Below are 20,499 nucleotides of genomic sequence, written 5' to 3'. Positions count from 1 at the left end.
GCGGGGCAAGATCATTTCTTACCCCGCTTGTTTTTTTAGAATTTTTCAAGATATTCATTGATTTCCCAGTCATAAACCCGGGTGTTGTAGTTTTCCCACTCCTTCATTTTTGCCCATACAAAGCGGGAATATACATGTTCCCCTAAAGCTTCTTTTATAACTTCATCTTTATGCAGTTCATTTATAGCTTCATACAAGTTTTCTGGCAGTGATTCTATATTCCTCATGCGACGGGCAGCCAGATCCATCTCATATATATTTTCTTCTACAGGAGGTGGAGCTTCCAGTTTATTCTTAATTCCATCCAGGCCCGCCTTAAGTATTACTGCCAATCCCAGATAAGGATTGCAGGTAGGATCCGGATTGCGAATCTCAATCCTGGTCCCAATTCCTCTTCTGGCTGGTATTCTTATCAAAGGACTCCTGTTCTTGTAAGACCAGGCTATATATACAGGAGCTTCATAACCGGGTACCAGACGCTTATATGAATTTACTGTAGGATTGGTAATAGCTGTTATAGCTTTGGCATGTTTTAAAACTCCAGCAATAAAATGCTTACATACATCACTTAACCCATCCGGACTTTTTTCATCATAGAAAATGTTTTTATCCCCTCTAAAAAGCGAACAGTGCAGATGCATGCCTGAACCTGCAATGCCATATATGGGTTTGGGCATAAAAGTGGCATGAAGCCCATGCCTCTGCGCTACCATCCTTACTACTATGCGGAAAGTTATAATATTGTCGGCAGTAGTTAGGGCATCCTTATATTTAAAGTCTATTTCATGCTGGCCAGGTGCCACTTCATGATGAGCAGCTTCAATTTCGAACCCCATACTCTGTAAGGTTTCCACCATATCCCGGCGTGCTTCTTCACCTTTATCTACCGGAGGCAGATCAAAATATCCAGCCTTATCATTGGTAATTAGTGTGGGAGCTCCTTTTTCATCTACCTGAAACAGGAAAAATTCAGGTTCTGGCCCTACATACATGGTATAGCCCAATTCTTCCGCTTCCTTTATGACCTTTTTGAGAATATAGCGGGGGGAACCGGTAAAAGGCCTATTGTCAGAATCATAAACATCACATATAATGCGGGCAATTTTGCCACTCGATACCTGGCTTGTCCAGGGCAGGACCATAAAAGTATTAAGATCAGGCTTCAGATACATATCTGACTCTTCGATACGCACAAAACCTTCAATAGAAGAACCGTCAAACATCAATTCCCCATCCAGAGCTTTTTCCAGTTGATCAACCGTAATGGAAACACTTTTGTGTACCCCTAAAATATCTGTCAACTGCAACCTTATAAATTTTACATTTTCTTCTTTAACAATGCGCAAAACTTCTTCTCTGTTCATCAATAACCCCTCCAGCAGAATACTAACTATATTAGATTACCACTTAAATCCTTATATAGCAATTAAAATACTTTTATGAGGAATATTAAAATCATAGTAGCCGCCAAGAATATATTAAAGATCATGCTGGAAACTATGCCGGCTACTGCACCTAACCCGGCGCGCAAAGCTTTCTTAAAATCATTATTTTTAACATATTCCCCTATCGCGGCTCCCAGCCAGGGAAATATAAAAATCCCTAAAGGGGGCAAAATAAACAAGCCTATTACGGCACCTATAAAAGCACCAGCTATTCCATAAGAACTGGAACCAAAATGTTTAGCGCCTAATACAGTAGCCAGATAGTTTATAACCAGGGAAAGTACAGTAAGTACAGCAAAAAAGGCTATCCATTCAGGAGTTATGAGATTAAATCCTTCATACCAGGCATAAGCAGTAATAGAAACAAATATTAAAGGAATACCAGGAAGAAAAGGCAAAAAAGTCCCCAGCAAACCTAAAAACATAAAAATTAATACTATAATTAATATAACCATATCTGTATTCATATAATTACCTGCCTTAAAATTATTTATTTGAGCAAGATTTCTTCTATAAGACGAACAGTTACGTATCTTATATGTTCATAGGTCAGCCCTCCCTGTACATAAACACAATAGGGGAAACGTAAAGGAGCATCACAGGATAGTTCAATGGAGGACCCCTGAATAAATGTACCAGCTGCCATTACTACTTTATTGTCATAGCCAGGCATATCGGAATATTCCAGCTTAACGTCACTATCAACCGGTGAATTGCTCTGTATAATCTGGCAAAATGCCAAAACCTCTTCCGCACTTCCTAGCTTTACAGCCTGTACAATATCCCCCCGTCTTTCTTGCCAGGAAGGATAAACTTCATAACCATACTGTTCAAAAATATAAGCCAGCAAAACTGCTCCTTTTAAGGCCTGTAAAACCACATGGGGAGCAGCAAAAAGCCCTTGATAGAAACAGCGGTTGTTTATAAGGCTTGCTCCCAGTTCTTTTCCCAAACCGGGAGCAGTAAGATGATAGGCTACCTGTTCTACCAGTTCCTTTTTCCCTGCAATATAACCACCGGAAGGGGCCAGCCCTCCACCCGGATTTTTTATAAGCGACCCTGCCATAATATCAGCGCCGGCTTCTATAGGTTCAACAGTATCTGTAAATTCGCCGTAGCAGTTATCCACCATGATTATAGTAGAAGGATTAGCTTTTTTTATCACTTGAACCAGTTCCCTGATTTCGTCCACTGTTAAGGCTGGACGCAGGCTGTAGCCTCGGGAACGTTGAATGAAAGCCATTTTAGTTTTTTCCGTGATAGATTTTTGGATATCTTCAAGGGCAGGTTTACCTTCAAGAGTAAGGTTTACCTCCCTGTATATTATGCCCCTATCTATGAGGGTACCTTTTAAAGAATTGTTTTTCCCTATAATGCTCTGCAGGGTATCATAAGGTGCTCCAGTAACTGAAACTAACTCTTCCCCGGGACGCAAAATGCCAAACAGGCAGGCAGAAATAGCATGGGTACCGGAAACAATCTGTCCTCTCACCAGCGCATCTTCAGATGCAAAGACATCTTTGTACACTTCTTCTAAGACATCACGTCCTATATCACCATAACCATACCCAGAAGAAGAATTAAAGTGAACATCTCTTATATGGTGTTTTTTAAAGGCATTAAGCACCTTAACCTGATTATAATAGGCAATTTCCTCCAGAGCCTGGAATTTGTCCCTTAAAACTTGTTCTGCTTTTTTTACCATATCTAAAGCCTGCAACTTTATACTCTCCTTTACATTTTATACTTTAATACTTGCCGGATCAGGCAGGTCTTTTTCTTCAATTATCATAAGTTCGCGACGGGTTAGGTTTTCCCTGTCGATTAACCGCAAAGCCTGCAGCCTTATCGATTTTTCCACCAGATTCCTCACAAAACGAGCATTTCCACTATGGGGATGCCGGTTCTGTACAAAATCGTTTAGTATCTGTCTTAACTTCCAGCGGCAACGGTTAGTAAGCTCATAATCCCTTTCCTCATACATCTTTTCAGCAATCTGAAAAAGTTCATCTGCATCATAATCGGTGAACTCTATATGAATAGGGAATCTTGACCTTAGGCCAGGATTGGAAAGTAAAAAACGTTCCATTTCATTAGCATATCCTGCCAGTATTATTATAATATTATCCCGGTAATCTTCCATAGCTTTAACCAGAGTAGCTATAGCCTCTTTGCCAAAATCTTTTTCTCCTCCCTGGGCCAAAGTATAGGCCTCATCTATAAATAGAACCCCTCCCAGCGATTTTTTTATTACTTCTTTAGTTTTTTGTGCTGTATGCCCTATATATTCACCAACCAGGTCTGCTCTTTCTACTTCCACCAAATGTCCCTTGGATAAAATGCCTATATCATTAAAAATACTCCCTATTATGCGAGCTACGGTAGTTTTACCAGTTCCCGGATTGCCTTTAAACACCATATGCAGTGCAGTTGAAGATGTCTTTAATTTAAGAGCCGCCCTCCTATTCTGTACCATGGCAAAAGCAGCGATTTCTGCCACATTCCTTTTTACTTCCTTAAGCCCTATAAGCTTTTCCAGTTCATAAAAAGCATCACTTTTTTTTAATATTCCCTGATCTATGCAGCTTGGAATTACTTCTCCCTGTTTTTCTTTAAACTTTACTGATATCTCCAAGAAATATCACCACTTTCTCCTTAGGCCTATATATAATTCCTTTTCATCTGCATTATTATATGAAAAAAGGCTAAAAGTGGTGATATACATTATACATTACCAAAATAAAAACCCGGATTAACCGGGTTATTCTTCTTTATTTTCTGGATTCAGGTTAAGCTGTCCAATAGGTTTAAGGGGAGCTACCGTTGATATGGCATGTTTATAAACCATCTGCTGTTTTCCTTCCACTTCTATTACTACCGTAAAATTATCAAACCCCTTTACCAAACCTTTTATCTGAAATCCATTTACCAGGAAAATAGTTACAGGTATCCTTTCTTTACGCACCTGATTTAAAAATGCATCCTGCAGATTTAACTGGTTTTTACTCATCTAGCTGTTACCTCCATTTCAAAATATCTCTATTCTAGTGAAGAATTCTACGCTTTACATAATTGTCCTGCTATATAGTCGGAAATTTTTTGGGCCAAACTGGTGGAGGAAGGATAATCCTTGACATTAAGCCACATTATCCTCTTATCTTTTTTGAACCAGGTATACTGCCTTTTCGCATAATGCCTGGTTTCCCTTTTTATTTCCCTTAACATTTCCTCATAAGTCAAAAAACCGTTCAGGTAATACCAAACCTGCTTATATCCCAAAGCCTGCATAGAATTAAAAGTTAAATCATATCCTTTCCTTACAAGCTCATATACCTCATCAATCAGCCCTTTTTCTATCATCTCCTCTACTCTTTGATCAATACGCCTGTATAATTCATCTCTTTCCATATATAAGCCTGCTACTGCCAAATTATAACATGAATTATCCCGGGTCTGAAACCCTGAAAAAGGTTTTCCCGTCAAATCATATACCTCTAAAGCCCTTATTATTCTTTTTTGGTCATTCGGACTTATAATGGCAGCATAGTCTGGATCAACATTTTGCAAATACTCATAAGCCCAGGTCAGGCCTTTTTCCTCTACAGCTTTTTCCCAGCGGCGGCGCACTTCATCTTTGGCAGGCATAGGAAAAAACTTGTAGTCATCTACTACAGCCTGATAATAAAGGCCGGTACCTCCTACCAGAATAGGTAATTTACCCCGACTATTAATATCTTTTATTAAAATTTTTACTTCTTTTTGATAATCAGCAACACTATAATTAACCCCGGGATCTACTATATCAATCATATGGTGGATTATTCTCTTTCTTTCCTCTTTTCCCACTTTGGCAGTTCCTATATCCATACCTTTATAAACCTGCATGGAGTCACAGGAAATAATTTCTCCATCAAGCTTTTCTGCCACCAGCAAAGATATTTCTGTTTTCCCTATCGCCGTCGGTCCCACGATAGCTGCCAATTTTAACAACAAGGCTTACCTCCAGACTAATTCTTTTTTTCTATTACCCCATAAGCAATTTTATTATTAGGGCTGCCTATAATCTTTTCAAAACCCAGTCTTGCCAGCTCTCCACTGGCATACAGCTCTTTCATTACCACCCTTTTGCGCGCTACTCTTACCGCTTCTCTCAAACTTTCTTCATCAAGCGGATGTGGGTTAGCCAGTAATCTCAGCGGAGATATGGCCTGGCTTTTAAGTACCGGTTTTCTAAACATAGGATCAAAATAGACAATATCAAATGAATTGTCTTTTAAAGAAGAAAGATATTTCCGGTAATCTGCATTTATGACCTCAATCCTTTTTATGGCATTATCAAGCCATTCCATAGAGGAATGGTACATTTTCATGCCCCATTTGACAATCGCTGCTACCAGTGACGAATATTCAAGCCCCACTATGCGTCCTTCCGGTATAAAATAGGAAGTTACGATAGCATCTGCCCCTAATCCCAATGTACAGTCCAAAACTTCATCATCCTTTTCTAAAGCAAATGCCTCTATCATCGGATCAGGTTTATTAAATTTTCGATAATTGGAAATCCTCACTTTAGCCATGCTGGGATGAAAATAAAACCTGTTTTTTTCGTCTATATAAAGAACAGGGCCTTCTTCCTGCCAGACAACTACACCATCAGCATCATTTTCTTTTTTCAGTTTCGCCAGGCTTTTTCTTTCTCTATTTACAAACTTGATTCCTGTTTCCTGCAAAAAAATCTTGAACTCTGGGTTTAAAGCCAAATCATTCCGTGCCTGCGTAGTAGTCCCTATTACTTTCATTTTTCCTACCTCTTAAATATATTATCAAGTTCTTCCCCGGTAATCCTGAACATGGTAGGTCTTCCATGCGGACAGTAGCGGCAGTTGTCCGTTTTCCACAAACTTTCTATTATCCTGTCCATCTCCAAAAGTGTAAGGCTGTCCCCTGCCTTGACCGCCTTTCTGCAGGCTATCACCGCTAAAATTTTATCATGTAGATCAGCCTCTCCCTTTTCATCCAAAGAAACTAAAACATCTTCCAGGACTTCTAGCTCCTTACCCGCAATAAAGGAAGGAGCAGCCCTTAAAACAGCTGAGTTATAGCTTATTACATCTAATTCAAAGCCTAAATCTTTTAATAAATCCATGTTTCTTTCTATTATTTCCAGCTGACTGGCTGACAGTTGTAGTGAAAGCGGGAAAGCTAAAGGCTGTATTACAATATTTTCTTCATACTGCTTTTTAAACTGTTCGTAAAGTATTCGTTCATGGGCAGCATGCTGATCTATTATATAAAGAGAGTTATCTTTTTCCAGCAGTATATAATTTAGCAAAATTTGCCCTAATACTTTATAATCTTCAGCTTTCTCCTCTTCTTTTTGGCTAAAAATCATATTAACAATCTCTTCAGCACTACTGGAAAGCTCCTTTTTATATTGCAGCTTGGGCTGGATATTAAATAAAGTTTTTTCGTTTACGTAAAATTTTTCTTCCCTTATGTATATATCTTCTTTTGGTTTTTCCTCTGTTTTATCATAATAAAATACTTCCTCCCTCTCTTTCTTCAAAATCCCCCATTTGCCCTGATATTCCAAATTATCAAGATGTTCCCGCAATACCTGGTATACCAGCCGAAAAACCCTGGCATCATCACGAAAACGGACTTCTGTTTTCTGGGGATGGACATTAACATCTACCTCTGCTGGCGGTATCGCCAAGGATAATATTACTACCGGATATTCGCGGGAAACCAGTAATCCTTTATATGCCTCATCTACCGCCTTATAAAGCAAGTTGCTCCTTATAGGCCGGTTATTTACAAAAAAAAGCTGGTTTTTGCGATTATTTTTCTTTACTTCTGGCCTGGAAATAAGCCCTTTTATACTGTAATTTTGTCCTTTATATTCGATGTCTATAAGCGGGTTTAAAAAATCGGCTCCATAAACAGCCAAAACGGCATCTCGCAAATTGCCATTACCTGGCGTTTTAAAATAGGTCTTTTTGTCACTGCGGTAGGTAAAGGCAATGTCAGGCCGGCTTAATGCATACTTAACCAGCATTTCAAAAATATGAGCACTCTCGCTCACCGGCGATTTTAAAAATTTACGGCGGGCTGGGGTGTTGTAAAATATATCCCTTACTATTATTCTGGTTCCTTTCGGGCAGGGATGATAATCAATGCTTTTAATTACTCCTCCTTCCAAATGGGCAAATACTCCGGTTTCCCCTTCCTGGCAGCTGTAAATATCCACTATGGAAACGGAAGCTATACTGGGCAAAGCCTCTCCTCTAAACCCCATGGTAGTAATATGGTATAAATCCCTTTCTTCCTTTATTTTGCTGGTAGCATGGCGCATAAAAGCCAGTGGTATTTCTTCCCGGCTCATGCCTTTTCCATCATCTTCTACCTCTATTTTTTCCAATCCTGCCTGGCTTACAGTTACCATTATATTTCTGGCTTCTGCATCAATTGCATTTTCTACCAGCTCCTTTACAACTGAAGCTGGCCTTTCTACAACCTCACCAGCAGCAATCTTGTTTATAAGTTCATCATCTAAAAGCCTTATGCTCATTCTACCAAACCTTCTCTTCTCCCTTTCTCATGTCAAAACGGTAATACCTGTCATCAATACGGTCCTGTAAGTATACCATATCATAAAGCCCGTTTTCTTTCATTTCTTTATAAACAGCCAGCGCTTCCTTATGACAGCCTGGGCAGCAGTTTACAGGAATAGATATGCAGTATACACTGTAAACAACACCGTCGCGGTGTCTGCATTTGGAATCTATAAGCCGGTATCCCTGGCATTCTGAGCAAAGGCGCAGCTTGTTATTCTGCATTTCATACAGGTATTCCGTGTCATAGAAAATACTTTTTTGTTCTGTATAAAACCGGTTTTTATTTTTATCATACTGCTCCTTGATTTTTTCTTCCCGGTTCTGGTACAAAGAAAACTGCTGTTTAACCAGTTTCTTAAGATAATCCAGATGCGAAGAAGAATTTTTAAACCTGCCTGGATTATAGTCAGGTTCCCGCAGATTGCTAAAATCAAGGCCGGCCATAGCCATAATTATGCCCATATTAACATAAGGCAAAGCCGTTTCTACCGAATATCCTCCTTCCAGGACAGCAATATCTGGTTTTAATTTCTGGTTCAAAAGTGCATACCCCTGTGCAGTAAAGCACATATCAGCCAGCGGGTCAGTATAGTGGTTATCCTGTCCCGCAGAATTTACCACCAGATCAGGTTTAAAATCATCCAATACCGGCAGTACCAGATTATCCAGAACATAATGAATCCCTTCATCATTGGTACGGGGGGGAAGGGGAATATTTATGGTGGTGCCATAACCTTTGCCTAAACCTGCCTCATCGGTAAATCCTGTCCCTGGATAAAGGGTTCTTCCATCCTGATGAAAAGATATAAAAAGCACATCAGGATCATAATAGTATATTTCCTGGGTTCCATCTCCATGGTGTACATCAGTATCAACAATAGCCACCCTTTTTATGCCGTATTTTTTCCGTATATATTCTATCATTACCGCTTCATTGTTTATGTCGCAAAACCCCCGGTTAGCATGGCTTATCGTCATGGCATGATGTCCGGGAGGCCTTACAATAGCAAAACCGTTTTTTATCTCTCCCTGGTAAAAAGCATCAGCCAGTTTAAGAGTTGAACCAGCAGCTACCAGATGTGCCTCTATTATCCGTTCCTCAATACCAGGGATACAGAAATGCACCCGCAGTATATCCTTATAACTGGCCAAACCAGGCTTATATTCCTTAATCTGGGGAAGGTCCAGAATGCCTTCTTCAAAAAGCTGATCCCTCGTATATAAAAGCCTTTCTTCCCTTTCCGGATGAGTTGGCGATATTGCCCAGTCAAAAGCCGGAAAAAAAATGATGCCCGTAGGTTTCATGCTGTTACCCCCCTGTACCCATGAATAAAACCGGGAGCTACCTGCAGCTTGATTTCAAAAATTTTTCCTACCCTGTCCCAGCCCCTTATCATGTTAAACTGCTCTTCCTGATAAAACCTGTAGTCAGTCAGGTATTCCTGCATTCCTCGTTTCTCGCCTATTTCATGTAAAAATTTTAATGCCAATTTTTTAGCGTCTTCTATATTAAAACTTACACTTTTAGGCACCTGGTATATGATTCCTCCTGGATCAACCACACATACTCCTTGCCCGGTATCTATATGAAGACTTACTGCCAGGGTTGGTCTGGCCACTGCTGCACCCAAAGCATTAGCCACTGCGGAATACTTATGGACCTGATAAGGAATTCCCATCTTTTCCGCCAGTACCGGAATTATAGCATGAGCAGCAGCTCCAATACCCACCAGGGAATCAGGTGTAAACTTCCTGCCATGTATAATCTCCCATACCTTATAGGCTGGTTCATTTTCCCATTCTTTGAACATATTCTTTATCGAGGCTTCCAGACGATTTATGACCGTGCTAACTACCTCATCACAAACTTCACCAATTTCCATGCCAGAAATAGAAGCCAGTTCTTTTAATGCCTGCATGGAAGATTCAAATTTACCAATATTAAGATTATACCGCACATTAAAAACATCTGTTACGGTTGGCTTTTCTCCTCCCAGGCAGGCAGCCTCCCCTTCCCGGTAACCAGCAACTTCTATTTTGCCATCTTTAAAGTATATCAGGCTGTCTCCTCCCAGGGGAACCGATTTTACGGCAAATGCGTGGACATGAGTATAAAAGCCGTTTATAGAAGCCCCTTTTGAGGCATAAAGAGGTTCTCCCTCAATAAGCAGGGATATGTCAGAAGTGGTGCCACCTATATCTATGACTACTGAATTTTTATTATCCATAGTAATAGCTTTACCGCCCATAGTGCTGGCAGCTGGCCCGGAAAAAACCGTTTCACAGGGCATAAAAACCGATGACTCCAGAGGAACTGTTCCCCCATCTGCTTTTAAAACAAAAGCTTCTGCGGTAATACTGCGCTCAGCAAGCGATTTTTTGATTTCCTTAACGAAATCTTGCCATTCTCTTAAAGTCATAGCTGTAAAATAAGCGGTAGCTGCCCGACGCGGAAAATTCAGCTGATTGGATACTTCAGAGGAGGTAATAGTTAATGCTTCTTTATAATATCTCTCAAACAAGTCTTTTACTATCTTTTCCTGCCTGTTATTGCGGTTGGCAAATTTTCCGGCTATGGCAACCCTCTTTATCCCTTTTTCTTTTATGGCTTCAATACAGGCTATAACTTCCTTTTTATCTAATTCTTCCACTTCCCTTCCCCGAAAATCTATACTTCCTTTAAGAAAGAAAGTATCCCCGGATATGCGGTACAGATCGTGAGGAAGTCCATGTCCGGGCAAAAGAACCAGGGTGGTCCTTTCACCTTTACCAGTAGCGATAAGGTTGGTAACCAGAGTGGTACTTATAACTATCCGCTGTATGCTTTCCCTGTCAACATCAGCCAGCAAATCGTCCAATACCGCAAGCAAACTCGTGTTAATTTCATCATGACAGGTAGGTTTTTTAGCTGTTTTAATTATTTTCCCGTCCTCATAAACTACGCCGTCGGTATAAGTCCCACCCACATCAATTCCTATTATCATCAGGGCCCCTCCTTTCTAAACCATCTCTTTCCACTTATAGAGCAGGAGGAGGGCTTCTCTGGGCGTTATTTTATCCGGTTCAATTTTTCTGAGCTCTTCTATTACTGGATGTTCCAGAGAAAATAAATCTAACTGGATAGGAGGCGATATGCTGCTTTCTCTCCGGTTTTCGCTTTCCAGAGAACTTAAAATTTCCTCTGCCCTCTGGTTAATCTTTTGCGGAAGGCCTGCCAGTTTTGCCACATGCAACCCATAGCTTTTATCTGCCTTGCCTGGCAAAACCTTTTTCAAAAAGATTACACTTTCTCCTGACTCTTTAACAGAAACCGCCAGATTAAAAATCCCTTCGTATTCATCAGCTAATGAGGTAAGTTCATGATAATGGGTGGCAAAAAGGGTTTTACATTTTATTTCTTCCACAATATATTCACACACAGCCCTGGCAATACTCAAACCATCGTAAGTGCTAGTTCCCCTTCCTATTTCATCCAGTATTACTAAACTTTTTTCAGTAGCATTTTTAACAATATTAGCCACTTCTACCATTTCTACCATAAAGGTACTTTGTCCTGCTGCCAGATCATCAGATGCACCCACCCGGGTAAAAATTTTATCTACTAATCCGATATGCGCTTCTTCCGCCGGGACAAAACTCCCTATCTGGGCCATCAGGACAATAAGGGCAGCCTGACGCATAAAAGTGCTCTTTCCTCCCATATTGGGCCCGGTAATGATGGCAAAGCGGTGATTTTTCCCTTCCATATGCAGATCATTAGGTACAAAACGGGCATTTTCCAGAAATTTTTCCACTACCGGATGTCGACCGGATTTTATGTGCAAAACATAGCTGTTATCTACCCGGGGCCTTACATAATTATTCTGATACGCTGCTTCTGCCAGACTATATAATACATCAAGAAGAGCAACCAGATGTGCCGTTTCCTGGATTCTCTCCAGATTAAGGGCTACTTCTTCCCTTATTTTTATAAATTCCTCATACTCCAGCTGGCAGAGTTTTTCTTTGGCCCCCAGTATCTTATCTTCATAATTTTTCAATTCCTCAGAAACAAAACGCTCACAATTGGCCAAAGTCTGTTTGCGCTGGTAATTATCTGGCACCAGATGAAGATTGGCCTTAGTTATTTCAATATAATACCCAAAAACCTTGTTAAACCCTACCTTTAAATTTTTTATACCGGTTCTTTCCCGCTCCCGGTTCTCAAAAGCCAGCAGCCAGTCAGAGCCTTCCCTCGATATATATCTTAACTCATCTATTTCCTTTTTATATCCATTTTTTATGATATTTCCTTCTTTAACAGTAACCGGAGCCTCTTCATCTATTGAACATTCCAGCAAGCTATATATATCTTCCAGCACATCTAATCTGCCTATTTTTTGTAAAAGAAACGACTGGCTGTTTTTCAATATTTCTCTTATTTCCCTTAGTTTTAAAGCTGACTTTTTCAAAGCCAGCATATCCCGTGGATTTGCCATACCGCTTCCAATCTTTCCCGCAATCCTTTCCAGATCATAAATGTTTCCCAAAACTTCTTTTAAATTAAGCCTCATTTCCAGATTATCTTTAAGTTCTTCAACTGCATCCAGACGCCAGTTTATGACTTTTAAATCACATAAAGGCTGCTCGATAAAAGACCTTAAAGTTCTTCTCCCCATAGCAGTCTGGCATTTATCCAGAATATAAAAGAGAGAGCCTTCTTTTCGCCCTTCACGAAGGGTAGAGGTAAGTTCCAGATTTCTTCTACTGGCCAAATCTATCTCTACATACCTGTCCAGGCTATAAACCTGCAGGTTTCTAATATGCCTGAGATTTATCTTCTGGGTTTGATAAAGAAAAGAAAGGATGGCAGCAGCAGCATTTATTCCCAGGGACAAGTTTTCCAATCCCAGCTGAGTAAGGGAAGAAACTCCAAAATGCCGGAGCAAAACCTGCTCTCCGGCAGTAAAAGCCTCATCTTCGCTGCTTAAAAAAGTGAAAGGTATCCTCCCTATCCTTAATTCATCTTCTTCTCTTAATGCCAGACTGTCTCCTTCCAAAAGCAGACATTCAGCTGGCTTAATCCTTTCTATTTCACTGGCCAATTTTATATAAGCATCTGCGCCTTCTATTTCAGTAACCCTGAATTCTCCGGTAGATATATCTATATAGGCTAATCCTATTAATCCTTCACTTCGTACTACAGCTGCCAAAAAATTATTGCTGTTCTCTTCCAGCATGACATCTTCCAGTACCGTACCGGGAGTAATTATTCTTATGACTTCTCTTTTTACTATCCCTTTAGCCTGGGCAGGATCTTCCATCTGCTCACATATAGCCACCTTATAACCTTTGCTTATAAGCCTGGCAATATAGTTGCTCGCTGCATGATAGGGCACTCCACACATGGGTATTTTTTCTTCCCCACCATCCCGGCTGGTAAGGACTATTTCCAGTTCCCGGGCAGCAATCCTGGCATCTTCAAAAAACATTTCGTAAAAATCGCCCAGCCGGAAAAAAAGGATAGCATCTCTATGCTTTTCTTTTATCTCCAGATACTGTTCAATCATAGGGGTATATCTGGCCACGTTAAGTTTTCCTCCCTGCATAAATCACATGCTAATAAAGAAAGACTTAGGATTTTCACTAAGTCTTTCTTTGCCATAACCGGTTTTTAGTTTTTTTTTATTCAGAACAGCCTTCCTGGCAGGAACTGCAGCCACCTGAACATCCTCCTGCTATCGCCTGATTCATGGCAAAATACACAGCCTGCATAAGATTATCGAACCTTTCCTGGGCCAAAAGCAGCTCCTGAACAAGCGGATTGCTGTTTAGCTGCTGTTCTAAGATAGCCAGATGATTTTCCTCCTGCTGGGGCAGGATAAGTCCGCTGCTCTTTTTCTGCTCCCAGCGCATTCTGGCATCCTGATAACGCATGATAAGATTATAGGCTTCTTCATCTGCCACCAGTTTTTCCTGCGCCCTTTTTAATGCGTTAATCTCCTCCGAATGTGCAATCGAATTCCCCAGTTCAAATGCCATCTTAATAATATTTTCGCTAGACAAAACAGATTCCTCCCATACAAAATACTAACCTTCCACTATTTCTCCAAAAAGAGAAAAAGTTCTGGCTTCTGTTATTTTAACATTTATCAGCCTGCCAATTAAATCCTTTGGCCCAGAAAAAATAACTATACGGTTAGTACGGGTACGGGAGGTAAGTTTATCCTTATCAGTTTTACTTGGCCCTTCCACCAGAACTTCCTGTATAGTCCCTTCCAGAGACTTGTTTATTTCCGTAGCAATCCCGTACTGAATTTCATTCAATTTTTCCAGCCTGGCCTTCTTAACCTCCAGCGGAACCTGGTCAGCAAACTCCGCTGCTCTGGTACCTGCCCGCGGTGAGTACATAAAAGTAAATGCCGCATCAAAGCGGACTTTTCTTACCATATCCAGGGTATCTTCGAAGTCCTCTTCGGTTTCACCGGGAAAACCTACTATAAGGTCTGTAGTTATAGCTACCCCCGGGATTTTCTCCCTGATTTTCTGGGTTAAGGAAAGATAATGTTCCCGGGTATAGTGGCGGTTCATGAGCTTAAGTATTCTATTGCTTCCTGCCTGCATAGGCACATGGGCATGTTCACATACCTTTCTTTCCTCGGCCATGGTATCTATTAGCTTATCTGACATATCCTTGGGATGGGAAGTAGTAAAACGCACCCGTTCAATACCATCAATCTGGGACACCATCTTAAGAAGATCGGCAAAATCAACTTTTTCCTCCAGACCTTTGCCATATGAGTTTACATTTTGGCCAAGGAGGGTAACTTCTTTATAACCCTGTCTGGCTAAAAGCTTTATTTCCCTCAGTATATCATCAGGATGTCTGCTTCTTTCCCTTCCCCTGGTATAAGGTACTATACAATAACTGCAGAAATTGTTGCACCCAAACATAATATTTACAAAAGCACTTATCCCGGACTGGCGTTTGGCAGGCAGATCCTCTACTATGCCTTCCGACTTTTCCAGCACTTTTATTACCTGTTTACCTGTAGCATATGCTTCCTCCAGCAGAGAAGGAAGCTCATGAATATTGTGGGTACCAAAAATAACATCTACCCCTTGCCTTTTAAGTATATTCCTGGCTTCCGGGGTCTGGGCCATACATCCGCCAAAAGCTATCATGAGTCCCGGCTTTTTTCGCTTGAGGCCTATCACTTCCCCAACTTTGCCGAATACTTTATTTTCAGCTGAATGCCTTACACTGCAGGTATTAAACACAATAAGATCTGCTTCTTTTTCCTCTTCGGTTTCCGTATAACCCATAGCTTCCAGAAGCCCGGCAATAGTTTCGGAATCTCTCACATTCATCTGACAGCCATAGGTTAATATCATATATTTTTTGTCATGGCCTAAACTGGTATAGCTGAAAGACATCTTCTCCTCCTTACTGGCAACAGTAATAATTTTATAAAAATATTGCCTTTACTCTTATAATTTTATTCTTCTAATTCAGAAAGTAAATTTATAAAAACAGAAGTGAGCCAGGGATCAAACTGCTTGCCCGAACAGCGGGTAAGTTCCACAATTATATCTTCCCGGTTCATCGCCTTGCGATAAGGCCGGTCATTGCTCATCGCGTCATAAGCGTCAGCCAGCGCCAGGATGCGGCATTCCAGGGGGATCTCCGTTTCCTTGAGCCTCAGGGGATAGCCACTGCCATCCCACCTCTCATGGTGTTTTAAAATAAAATCTGCAATATGGGCAAGGTCAGGCGAACTCTGAGCAATGCGAAAGCCTATTTCACTGTGTTTTTTCATTTCCTCAAACTCTTCTTCCGTAAGTTTGCCTGGTTTAAACAAAATACGGTCAGAAATGCCTACTTTGCCTATATCATGGAAACGTGCCAGCAGGCAAAGATCGTTTATCCTCGATTCACTGAGTCCAATCCTTTCCCCCATTTTTCTCACTATTTCCTGCAAGCGGTCCGTATGGCCCTCGGTTATATAATCTCTGGCTTCCAGTGCTTTCATAAGCAAATCTACTATGCTGCTCTTGGTGCTCTGGCTGTGCAGAAGTTTCTCACGATACATAAGCTTGTCTGCTTCCCTGAAAAGCTCCTGCATAGTTATTTTGGCATTAAGCCTCACTGCTTTACCCATGGAAACACTGAGCAGAATATCTTTGTTCCTGTTTATGGTATCTATCTCTTCCCTGACGCATTTTACATATTCATCCACCAGATGGGGAAGGCTTCCCGGCAGTATTACCGCAAATTCATCTCCCCCTACCCGGGCGATTATGCTCCCTTTTGGGAAACATCTCTGCAAAATAGAAGCATATGTTTTTAAAAGCCTATCTCCTGACTCATGTCCCAGAGTATCATTTATAAGCTTTAACCCATCGACATCAGTAACTATGATAGCTGCCGGCACTTTTTTCTCTTTTTCGAACTTATCTAGCATCTGTTCAAAATAAAAGCGGTTGTATAAGCCGGTTAAAACGTCATGTTCTGCAATGTAGCGCAGTCTCTCTTCCATCTCTTTTCTCTCACTTATGTCCCGGCTTATGGTAATCAAAACCGGCCTGCTGTCCTTGCCTTTTAGGGCTTTTCCCAGGGTTTCTACCCACACATAGCTGCCATCTGCTTTGCGCAAACGGTATTCAAATCGGTTAGGCTCACCGGTAGCCAGGGTTTTCTTAAATTCCTGCCAGGCTTTTTCCCGATCATCAGGGTGAATAATATTAAAAACAGAAACCCCAACACTTTTTTCCGGTTTATATCCCAGCATAAAAAGATGCGAAGGGCTGGCATAGATAAGCCTTCCTTCCTCATCCACCTGGGATATGAGGTCCAGGGTGTTTTCAGCTATTATTGAAAGCTGTTCTTCCCTACGCCTGAGCTTTTTCTCCGCTATATATCTTTCCGTAATGTCTATTCCGGTCCCCATAAGTGCAGGTTTCCCTTCATATTCAAAAACAGAACCGGAATACAGAATGTATTTAGTTTCACCTTCTTTGGTAAGCAGTTTTAGTTCATACCTGGGCTCAATATCTTCGCCTCTCTGCCTGGCCAATCCCCGCTGCCTTACCTTTTCCCTATCATCAGGATGGACTACATCCCATATCAGCATATCATTGTAGAGTTCTTCCGCAGAATAGCCAGTAACCTCACAGAAAGCAGGATTTACATATTTATACTTTTCTCCCTGTCCCACAAAAATCATCACCGGGGTACTTTCAGCCAGGGAACGGAATTTTTCTTCACTCTGGCGCAGCTCATTTTCTACCAGCTTATTATCCGTTATATCCCGGATATTTTCAATAGCTCCTCCTATTTCACCTTTCATATTGTACAGAGGAGCCGCAGTAAGCCAGAAATATTTCATTTTTCCTCTTATGTTAACTGGACCTATTTCAGCCTGGATAACACCGTTCTTACTGGAAATATTATGATATTCTTCCCCTTCAGGAAGTTTCCCTGCCAGACAGTAATGGGCCAGAGACGGGCGGCAGGTTTCATAAAACCTCCCTGTAAAGAGATAGCTTTTTTGGCCCACTGCTTCTTTGGCCGGCACTCCGGTCAATAATTCCATGGCATAATTCCAAAAAATAACATTATCCTCCTGATCTATGACGAAAGTGGCATCAGGAAGCGAGTTTACTATGTCTTCCATTTTTTTGTGCATATTAAGAAGTTCCTGCTGATTTTTTTCCAGGGTTTCATATTGGGCCCTTATCTCTTCTTCCGCAGCCTGCAGCTGTTCATAGGTGGAATGGAGTTCTTCATACTGCGCCTTCAACTCTTCTTCAGCTGCCTGCAGCTGCTGGTAAGCAGTTTCGATTTCTTCATAAGCTCTCCTTAATTCTTCTTCCTTGTTAATCTGCTCAGTTATGTCAATCCCTATTCCTATATACTCAAGCGGCTTTCCACCTTCATCATAAACTATCCTTCCCCTTATGTTATACCAGCGGTAGCTCCCATCTTTATGGCGGACCCGGAAATTAAGGGTAGTCTTATCCATCTCTTCTTTTATATCCCGGTTAAAATATTCGACATAGCTTTTTACATCATCAGGATGAATAAAATCTTTAAAATGCCTGCCCAAACCTTCACTTACCTCATAGCCGAGCTGTTCCCTGACACTGGGGGATATAAAAGTAAATCTCCCTTCCAGGTCAGATATGGCAATTATTTCACGCAAATTGGAAATAATCCTCTGCAAGTCTTCTTCTCTAAATTTAAAATAGCTTTCCTTTCCCATATGCTTCCCCTTCCCCAAGCATAAACCTTCTCCTTTATCTAGATTTATAACAAACTGTTTTTGTATTATTAATATTTTAATAGATTTGTATAAATTTTTACATCAATTTTACATATCTCTATATTTCAGTTTAAAATAAAAGCAATTTTTAGTTAATTTTACTTTATTTTCGCTAAAAAACAACAAAAAATAAACCGGCTGTATGTTTATATACGCCGGTTTCTGAAAATGAATATTATATTTTATACTTGCGCAGTTCCTGTCTGAAGCCTTCGGTAAGTTTTTCTAACTGTTCGACATAAGAAGTGAGCTCCTTTATTTTTTCAGAATACTCAGCTACATTGGCGCTCATTTCTTCACTAGAAGCAGAATTTTCTTCCGCGATGGCCGCCAGGGTATGCAAATTCTGAAATACTTCCGATATGTGCTTGGTCTCTTTGGAAAGCTCCTCTACCAGTTCTACTATCATATATGCTACTTTGTCTATTTCTTCTGTTGATTTCATATTATCTTCCACTGCCTTTTCCAGGCTCTGATTGCTTCTTTCCAGCTGCACAAACTGCTCGCTTACATCATTTACCAGCCTGCTTACCTCACTTATAAAATACTGCAGGTTCTCATTAATTGTTTTTACTGCCTGTTTTACATCATCAGCCAGTTTTCTTATCTCATCAGCTACCACCGCAAAACCTCTTCCCTGCTCCCCAGCCCTGGCTGCCTCTATGGCTGCATTTAATGCCAAAAGGTTAGTCTGGTCAGCTATGCCTTCTACAGTAGTCACGATTTCCATTATGTTTTGCACCCTGCCAGCCAGGTCTTCACCCTGCTGGTTTACATTTTTAAACTGTTCTTTTGTGTCCAGAAGGAGCGAAGCTACTCCCTTCACTTCTCCAAAAGATTTTTTAATATTTTCTACAGCTTTAGATAAGCTTTCCCTGGCTTCCAGCTCCCTCTGCGCCAGCTGGTTCAGATTTTCGATATTCTGGGTAAGCACCGAAACTGATTTTTCAGTTTCTTCTGCCTGATATACAGCTCCCTCTGCCACCTGATGGACTACAGAAGAAATAACCTCTGAAACATTACCCATTTCCTTGGCTATTTTGCTGAATTTGCTGCTGAAGGTATACAGATCATCAGTACCGCCTTTCAAATATAAAAAGTCTTTCTGGATATTTTCTTTTAAGCGGTTCAAGCTCTGGCTTATTGCTTCCAGTTCATCCCCCGTGGCAATACTGTAAGCAGAGGCAAAATCAAATTTTTCAATATATTCGGCCTGTTTTTGCAGTCCCCTTAGAGGTTTAAGGGAAAGCAAAGCAATGGCTCCCGCAATGATACCCGTAACAGCTGCATACATTATACCTGTAATATGTATTTCGCCCTGTGCAATGACAAAGAGAGGCCAGGATAATAATCCAGTTATAAAGCCTGACCGCAGATACAGATTTTTTGAAATCTTGGCCATGAACTTATTCAAATTATATTTTTTTACATATTCTCCGCCTTTTTCAAAGGTAAGCTTCACCCGCAGGTAATGTTTATCCCCTTCCCTGCCTTTTTCCAAAATTTCCACCTGCAGCTTTTCACCAAAAAACTCAGAAGCTCCCTTAAGTAAACCTAAGAAATAAGGCGCCATACCCCTGTGTGAAATATATTTTATCTCCATTTCCCTGGGACTTAATATATAGGGTATAAGCCTTGGTGGAACAGCCCCGGGAATTTTTTTGGTAAGCTGGCTGTGCAGCTCATCCATCATAAACATAAAATCGCGCAGGCTGCTGCGTTCAAAATAGGAAGGATACCATTCCGCAAATGATTTAATGTTATGCCTTCCAATCTCCTGCCAGACCGTTTCCACATCTTTCTGCACATATTTGGATACACTTCCCACAATATTAAAAGGCACATTATCGGGAATATCTTCCAGTGGTGCGATAAGCCTCCCTGGAGACCAGTTATTTTCAAGCTGGCTTTTTTCCAGAACCTCTCTGCCATATAATCCTTCTATACTATTGAACCAGGTAGCAACAACTGTACCTTTCAAAAAAACACCCCGCTTTTTTTTATTTTAATTATAACTGTTTATTCAATATCCATCTACTTTCCAAAATATAATTTAATAAATTTTTAGATTTATATTTTATTATGGTTTTGAGTTATAAATATTAATTGTGGTAAATTACCTAAAATATATTT

At 40.6% G+C, this 20,499-nt stretch carries 15 protein-coding genes; all 15 read right to left on the bottom strand.

Annotated features, from left to right (window positions below; genetic code table 11):
- Positions 1-35: 35 nt before the first annotated feature.
- Positions 36-1,364, bottom strand: coding sequence for a type I glutamate--ammonia ligase (gene glnA, locus ACZ42E_RS05135; protein WP_464893375.1), 1,329 nt, complete (start codon positions 1,362-1,364; stop codon positions 36-38).
- Between the two features lie 62 nt (positions 1,365-1,426).
- A complete protein-coding gene (locus ACZ42E_RS05130; protein WP_464893374.1) occupies positions 1,427-1,912 on the bottom strand; it encodes a DUF456 domain-containing protein in 486 nt (161 codons plus the stop codon).
- Between the two features lie 23 nt (positions 1,913-1,935).
- A complete protein-coding gene (locus ACZ42E_RS05125; RefSeq protein WP_464893373.1) occupies positions 1,936-3,165 on the bottom strand; it encodes a methionine gamma-lyase family protein in 1,230 nt (409 codons plus the stop codon).
- Between the two features lie 21 nt (positions 3,166-3,186).
- Positions 3,187-4,080 (bottom strand): AAA family ATPase, encoded by an 894-nt coding sequence (locus ACZ42E_RS05120; protein ID WP_464893372.1) that lies wholly within the window; start codon positions 4,078-4,080, stop codon positions 3,187-3,189.
- A gap of 126 nt (positions 4,081-4,206) precedes the next feature.
- Positions 4,207-4,455 carry an RNA chaperone Hfq gene (gene hfq / locus ACZ42E_RS05115; protein ID WP_464893371.1) on the bottom strand — a complete coding sequence of 83 codons (249 nt, stop codon included), beginning with the start codon at positions 4,453-4,455 and terminating at the stop codon, positions 4,207-4,209.
- Between the two features lie 47 nt (positions 4,456-4,502).
- Positions 4,503-5,435 carry a tRNA (adenosine(37)-N6)-dimethylallyltransferase MiaA gene (miaA, locus tag ACZ42E_RS05110; RefSeq protein WP_464893370.1) on the bottom strand — a complete coding sequence of 311 codons (933 nt, stop codon included), beginning with the start codon at positions 5,433-5,435 and terminating at the stop codon, positions 4,503-4,505.
- 17 nt (positions 5,436-5,452) lie between these two features.
- Entirely contained in the window at positions 5,453-6,244 is a 792-nt protein-coding gene (locus tag ACZ42E_RS05105; RefSeq protein WP_464893369.1) for a class I SAM-dependent methyltransferase, read from the bottom strand.
- A 5-nt stretch (positions 6,245-6,249) separates the two neighbouring features.
- On the bottom strand, positions 6,250-8,016 hold the full coding sequence (gene mutL, locus ACZ42E_RS05100; protein ID WP_464893368.1) for a DNA mismatch repair endonuclease MutL: 1,767 nt from the start codon (positions 8,014-8,016) through the stop codon (positions 6,250-6,252).
- A 1-nt stretch (position 8,017) separates the two neighbouring features.
- Entirely contained in the window at positions 8,018-9,367 is a 1,350-nt protein-coding gene (locus ACZ42E_RS05095) for a histone deacetylase family protein (RefSeq protein ID WP_464893367.1), read from the bottom strand.
- The gene (locus ACZ42E_RS05090; RefSeq protein ID WP_464893366.1) at positions 9,364-11,046 is read right to left on the bottom strand and encodes a hydantoinase/oxoprolinase family protein; all 1,683 of its coding nucleotides are present in this window, start codon (positions 11,044-11,046) and stop codon (positions 9,364-9,366) included. The genes ACZ42E_RS05095 and ACZ42E_RS05090 overlap by 4 nt, the downstream gene beginning before the upstream one ends.
- 15 nt (positions 11,047-11,061) lie before the next feature.
- Positions 11,062-13,629: a DNA mismatch repair protein MutS gene (gene mutS, locus ACZ42E_RS05085; protein WP_464893365.1), complete on the bottom strand. Its 2,568-nt coding sequence runs from the start codon at positions 13,627-13,629 to the stop codon at positions 11,062-11,064.
- Between the two features lie 97 nt (positions 13,630-13,726).
- Positions 13,727-14,107 (bottom strand): YlbF/YmcA family competence regulator, encoded by a 381-nt coding sequence (locus tag ACZ42E_RS05080; protein WP_464893364.1) that lies wholly within the window; start codon positions 14,105-14,107, stop codon positions 13,727-13,729.
- Between the two features lie 24 nt (positions 14,108-14,131).
- Entirely contained in the window at positions 14,132-15,478 is a 1,347-nt protein-coding gene (miaB, locus tag ACZ42E_RS05075) for a tRNA (N6-isopentenyl adenosine(37)-C2)-methylthiotransferase MiaB (protein ID WP_464893363.1), read from the bottom strand.
- Positions 15,479-15,540: 62 nt separating this feature from the next.
- On the bottom strand, positions 15,541-18,324 hold the full coding sequence (locus ACZ42E_RS05070; RefSeq protein ID WP_464893362.1) for a PAS domain S-box protein: 2,784 nt from the start codon (positions 18,322-18,324) through the stop codon (positions 15,541-15,543).
- Between the two features lie 217 nt (positions 18,325-18,541).
- Entirely contained in the window at positions 18,542-20,347 is a 1,806-nt protein-coding gene (locus ACZ42E_RS05065) for a heme NO-binding domain-containing protein (RefSeq protein ID WP_464893361.1), read from the bottom strand.
- Between the last annotated feature and the right edge of the window lie 152 nt (positions 20,348-20,499).

This window comes from Thermosyntropha tengcongensis, from assembly GCF_055381335.1.
Note: the sequence above shows the minus strand (reverse complement) of the source record. Positions and strands in the feature narration are given on the sequence as shown.

Bases quoted from the DNA above. Each gene is read 5' to 3' on its own strand.
- glnA (WP_464893375.1), bottom strand. From the start codon at position 1,364: ATGAACAGAGAAGAAGTTTTGCGCATTGTTAAAGAAGAAAATGTAAAA.
- ACZ42E_RS05130 (WP_464893374.1), bottom strand. From the start codon at position 1,912: ATGAATACAGATATGGTTATATTAATTATAGTATTAATTTTTATGTTT.
- hfq (WP_464893371.1), bottom strand. From the start codon at position 4,455: ATGAGTAAAAACCAGTTAAATCTGCAGGATGCATTTTTAAATCAGGTG.
- ACZ42E_RS05105 (WP_464893369.1), bottom strand. From the start codon at position 6,244: ATGAAAGTAATAGGGACTACTACGCAGGCACGGAATGATTTGGCTTTA.
- mutL (WP_464893368.1), bottom strand. From the start codon at position 8,016: ATGAGCATAAGGCTTTTAGATGATGAACTTATAAACAAGATTGCTGCT.
- ACZ42E_RS05095 (WP_464893367.1), bottom strand. From the start codon at position 9,367: ATGAAACCTACGGGCATCATTTTTTTTCCGGCTTTTGACTGGGCAATA.
- ACZ42E_RS05090 (WP_464893366.1), bottom strand. From the start codon at position 11,046: ATGATAATAGGAATTGATGTGGGTGGGACTTATACCGACGGCGTAGTT.
- miaB (WP_464893363.1), bottom strand. From the start codon at position 15,478: ATGTCTTTCAGCTATACCAGTTTAGGCCATGACAAAAAATATATGATA.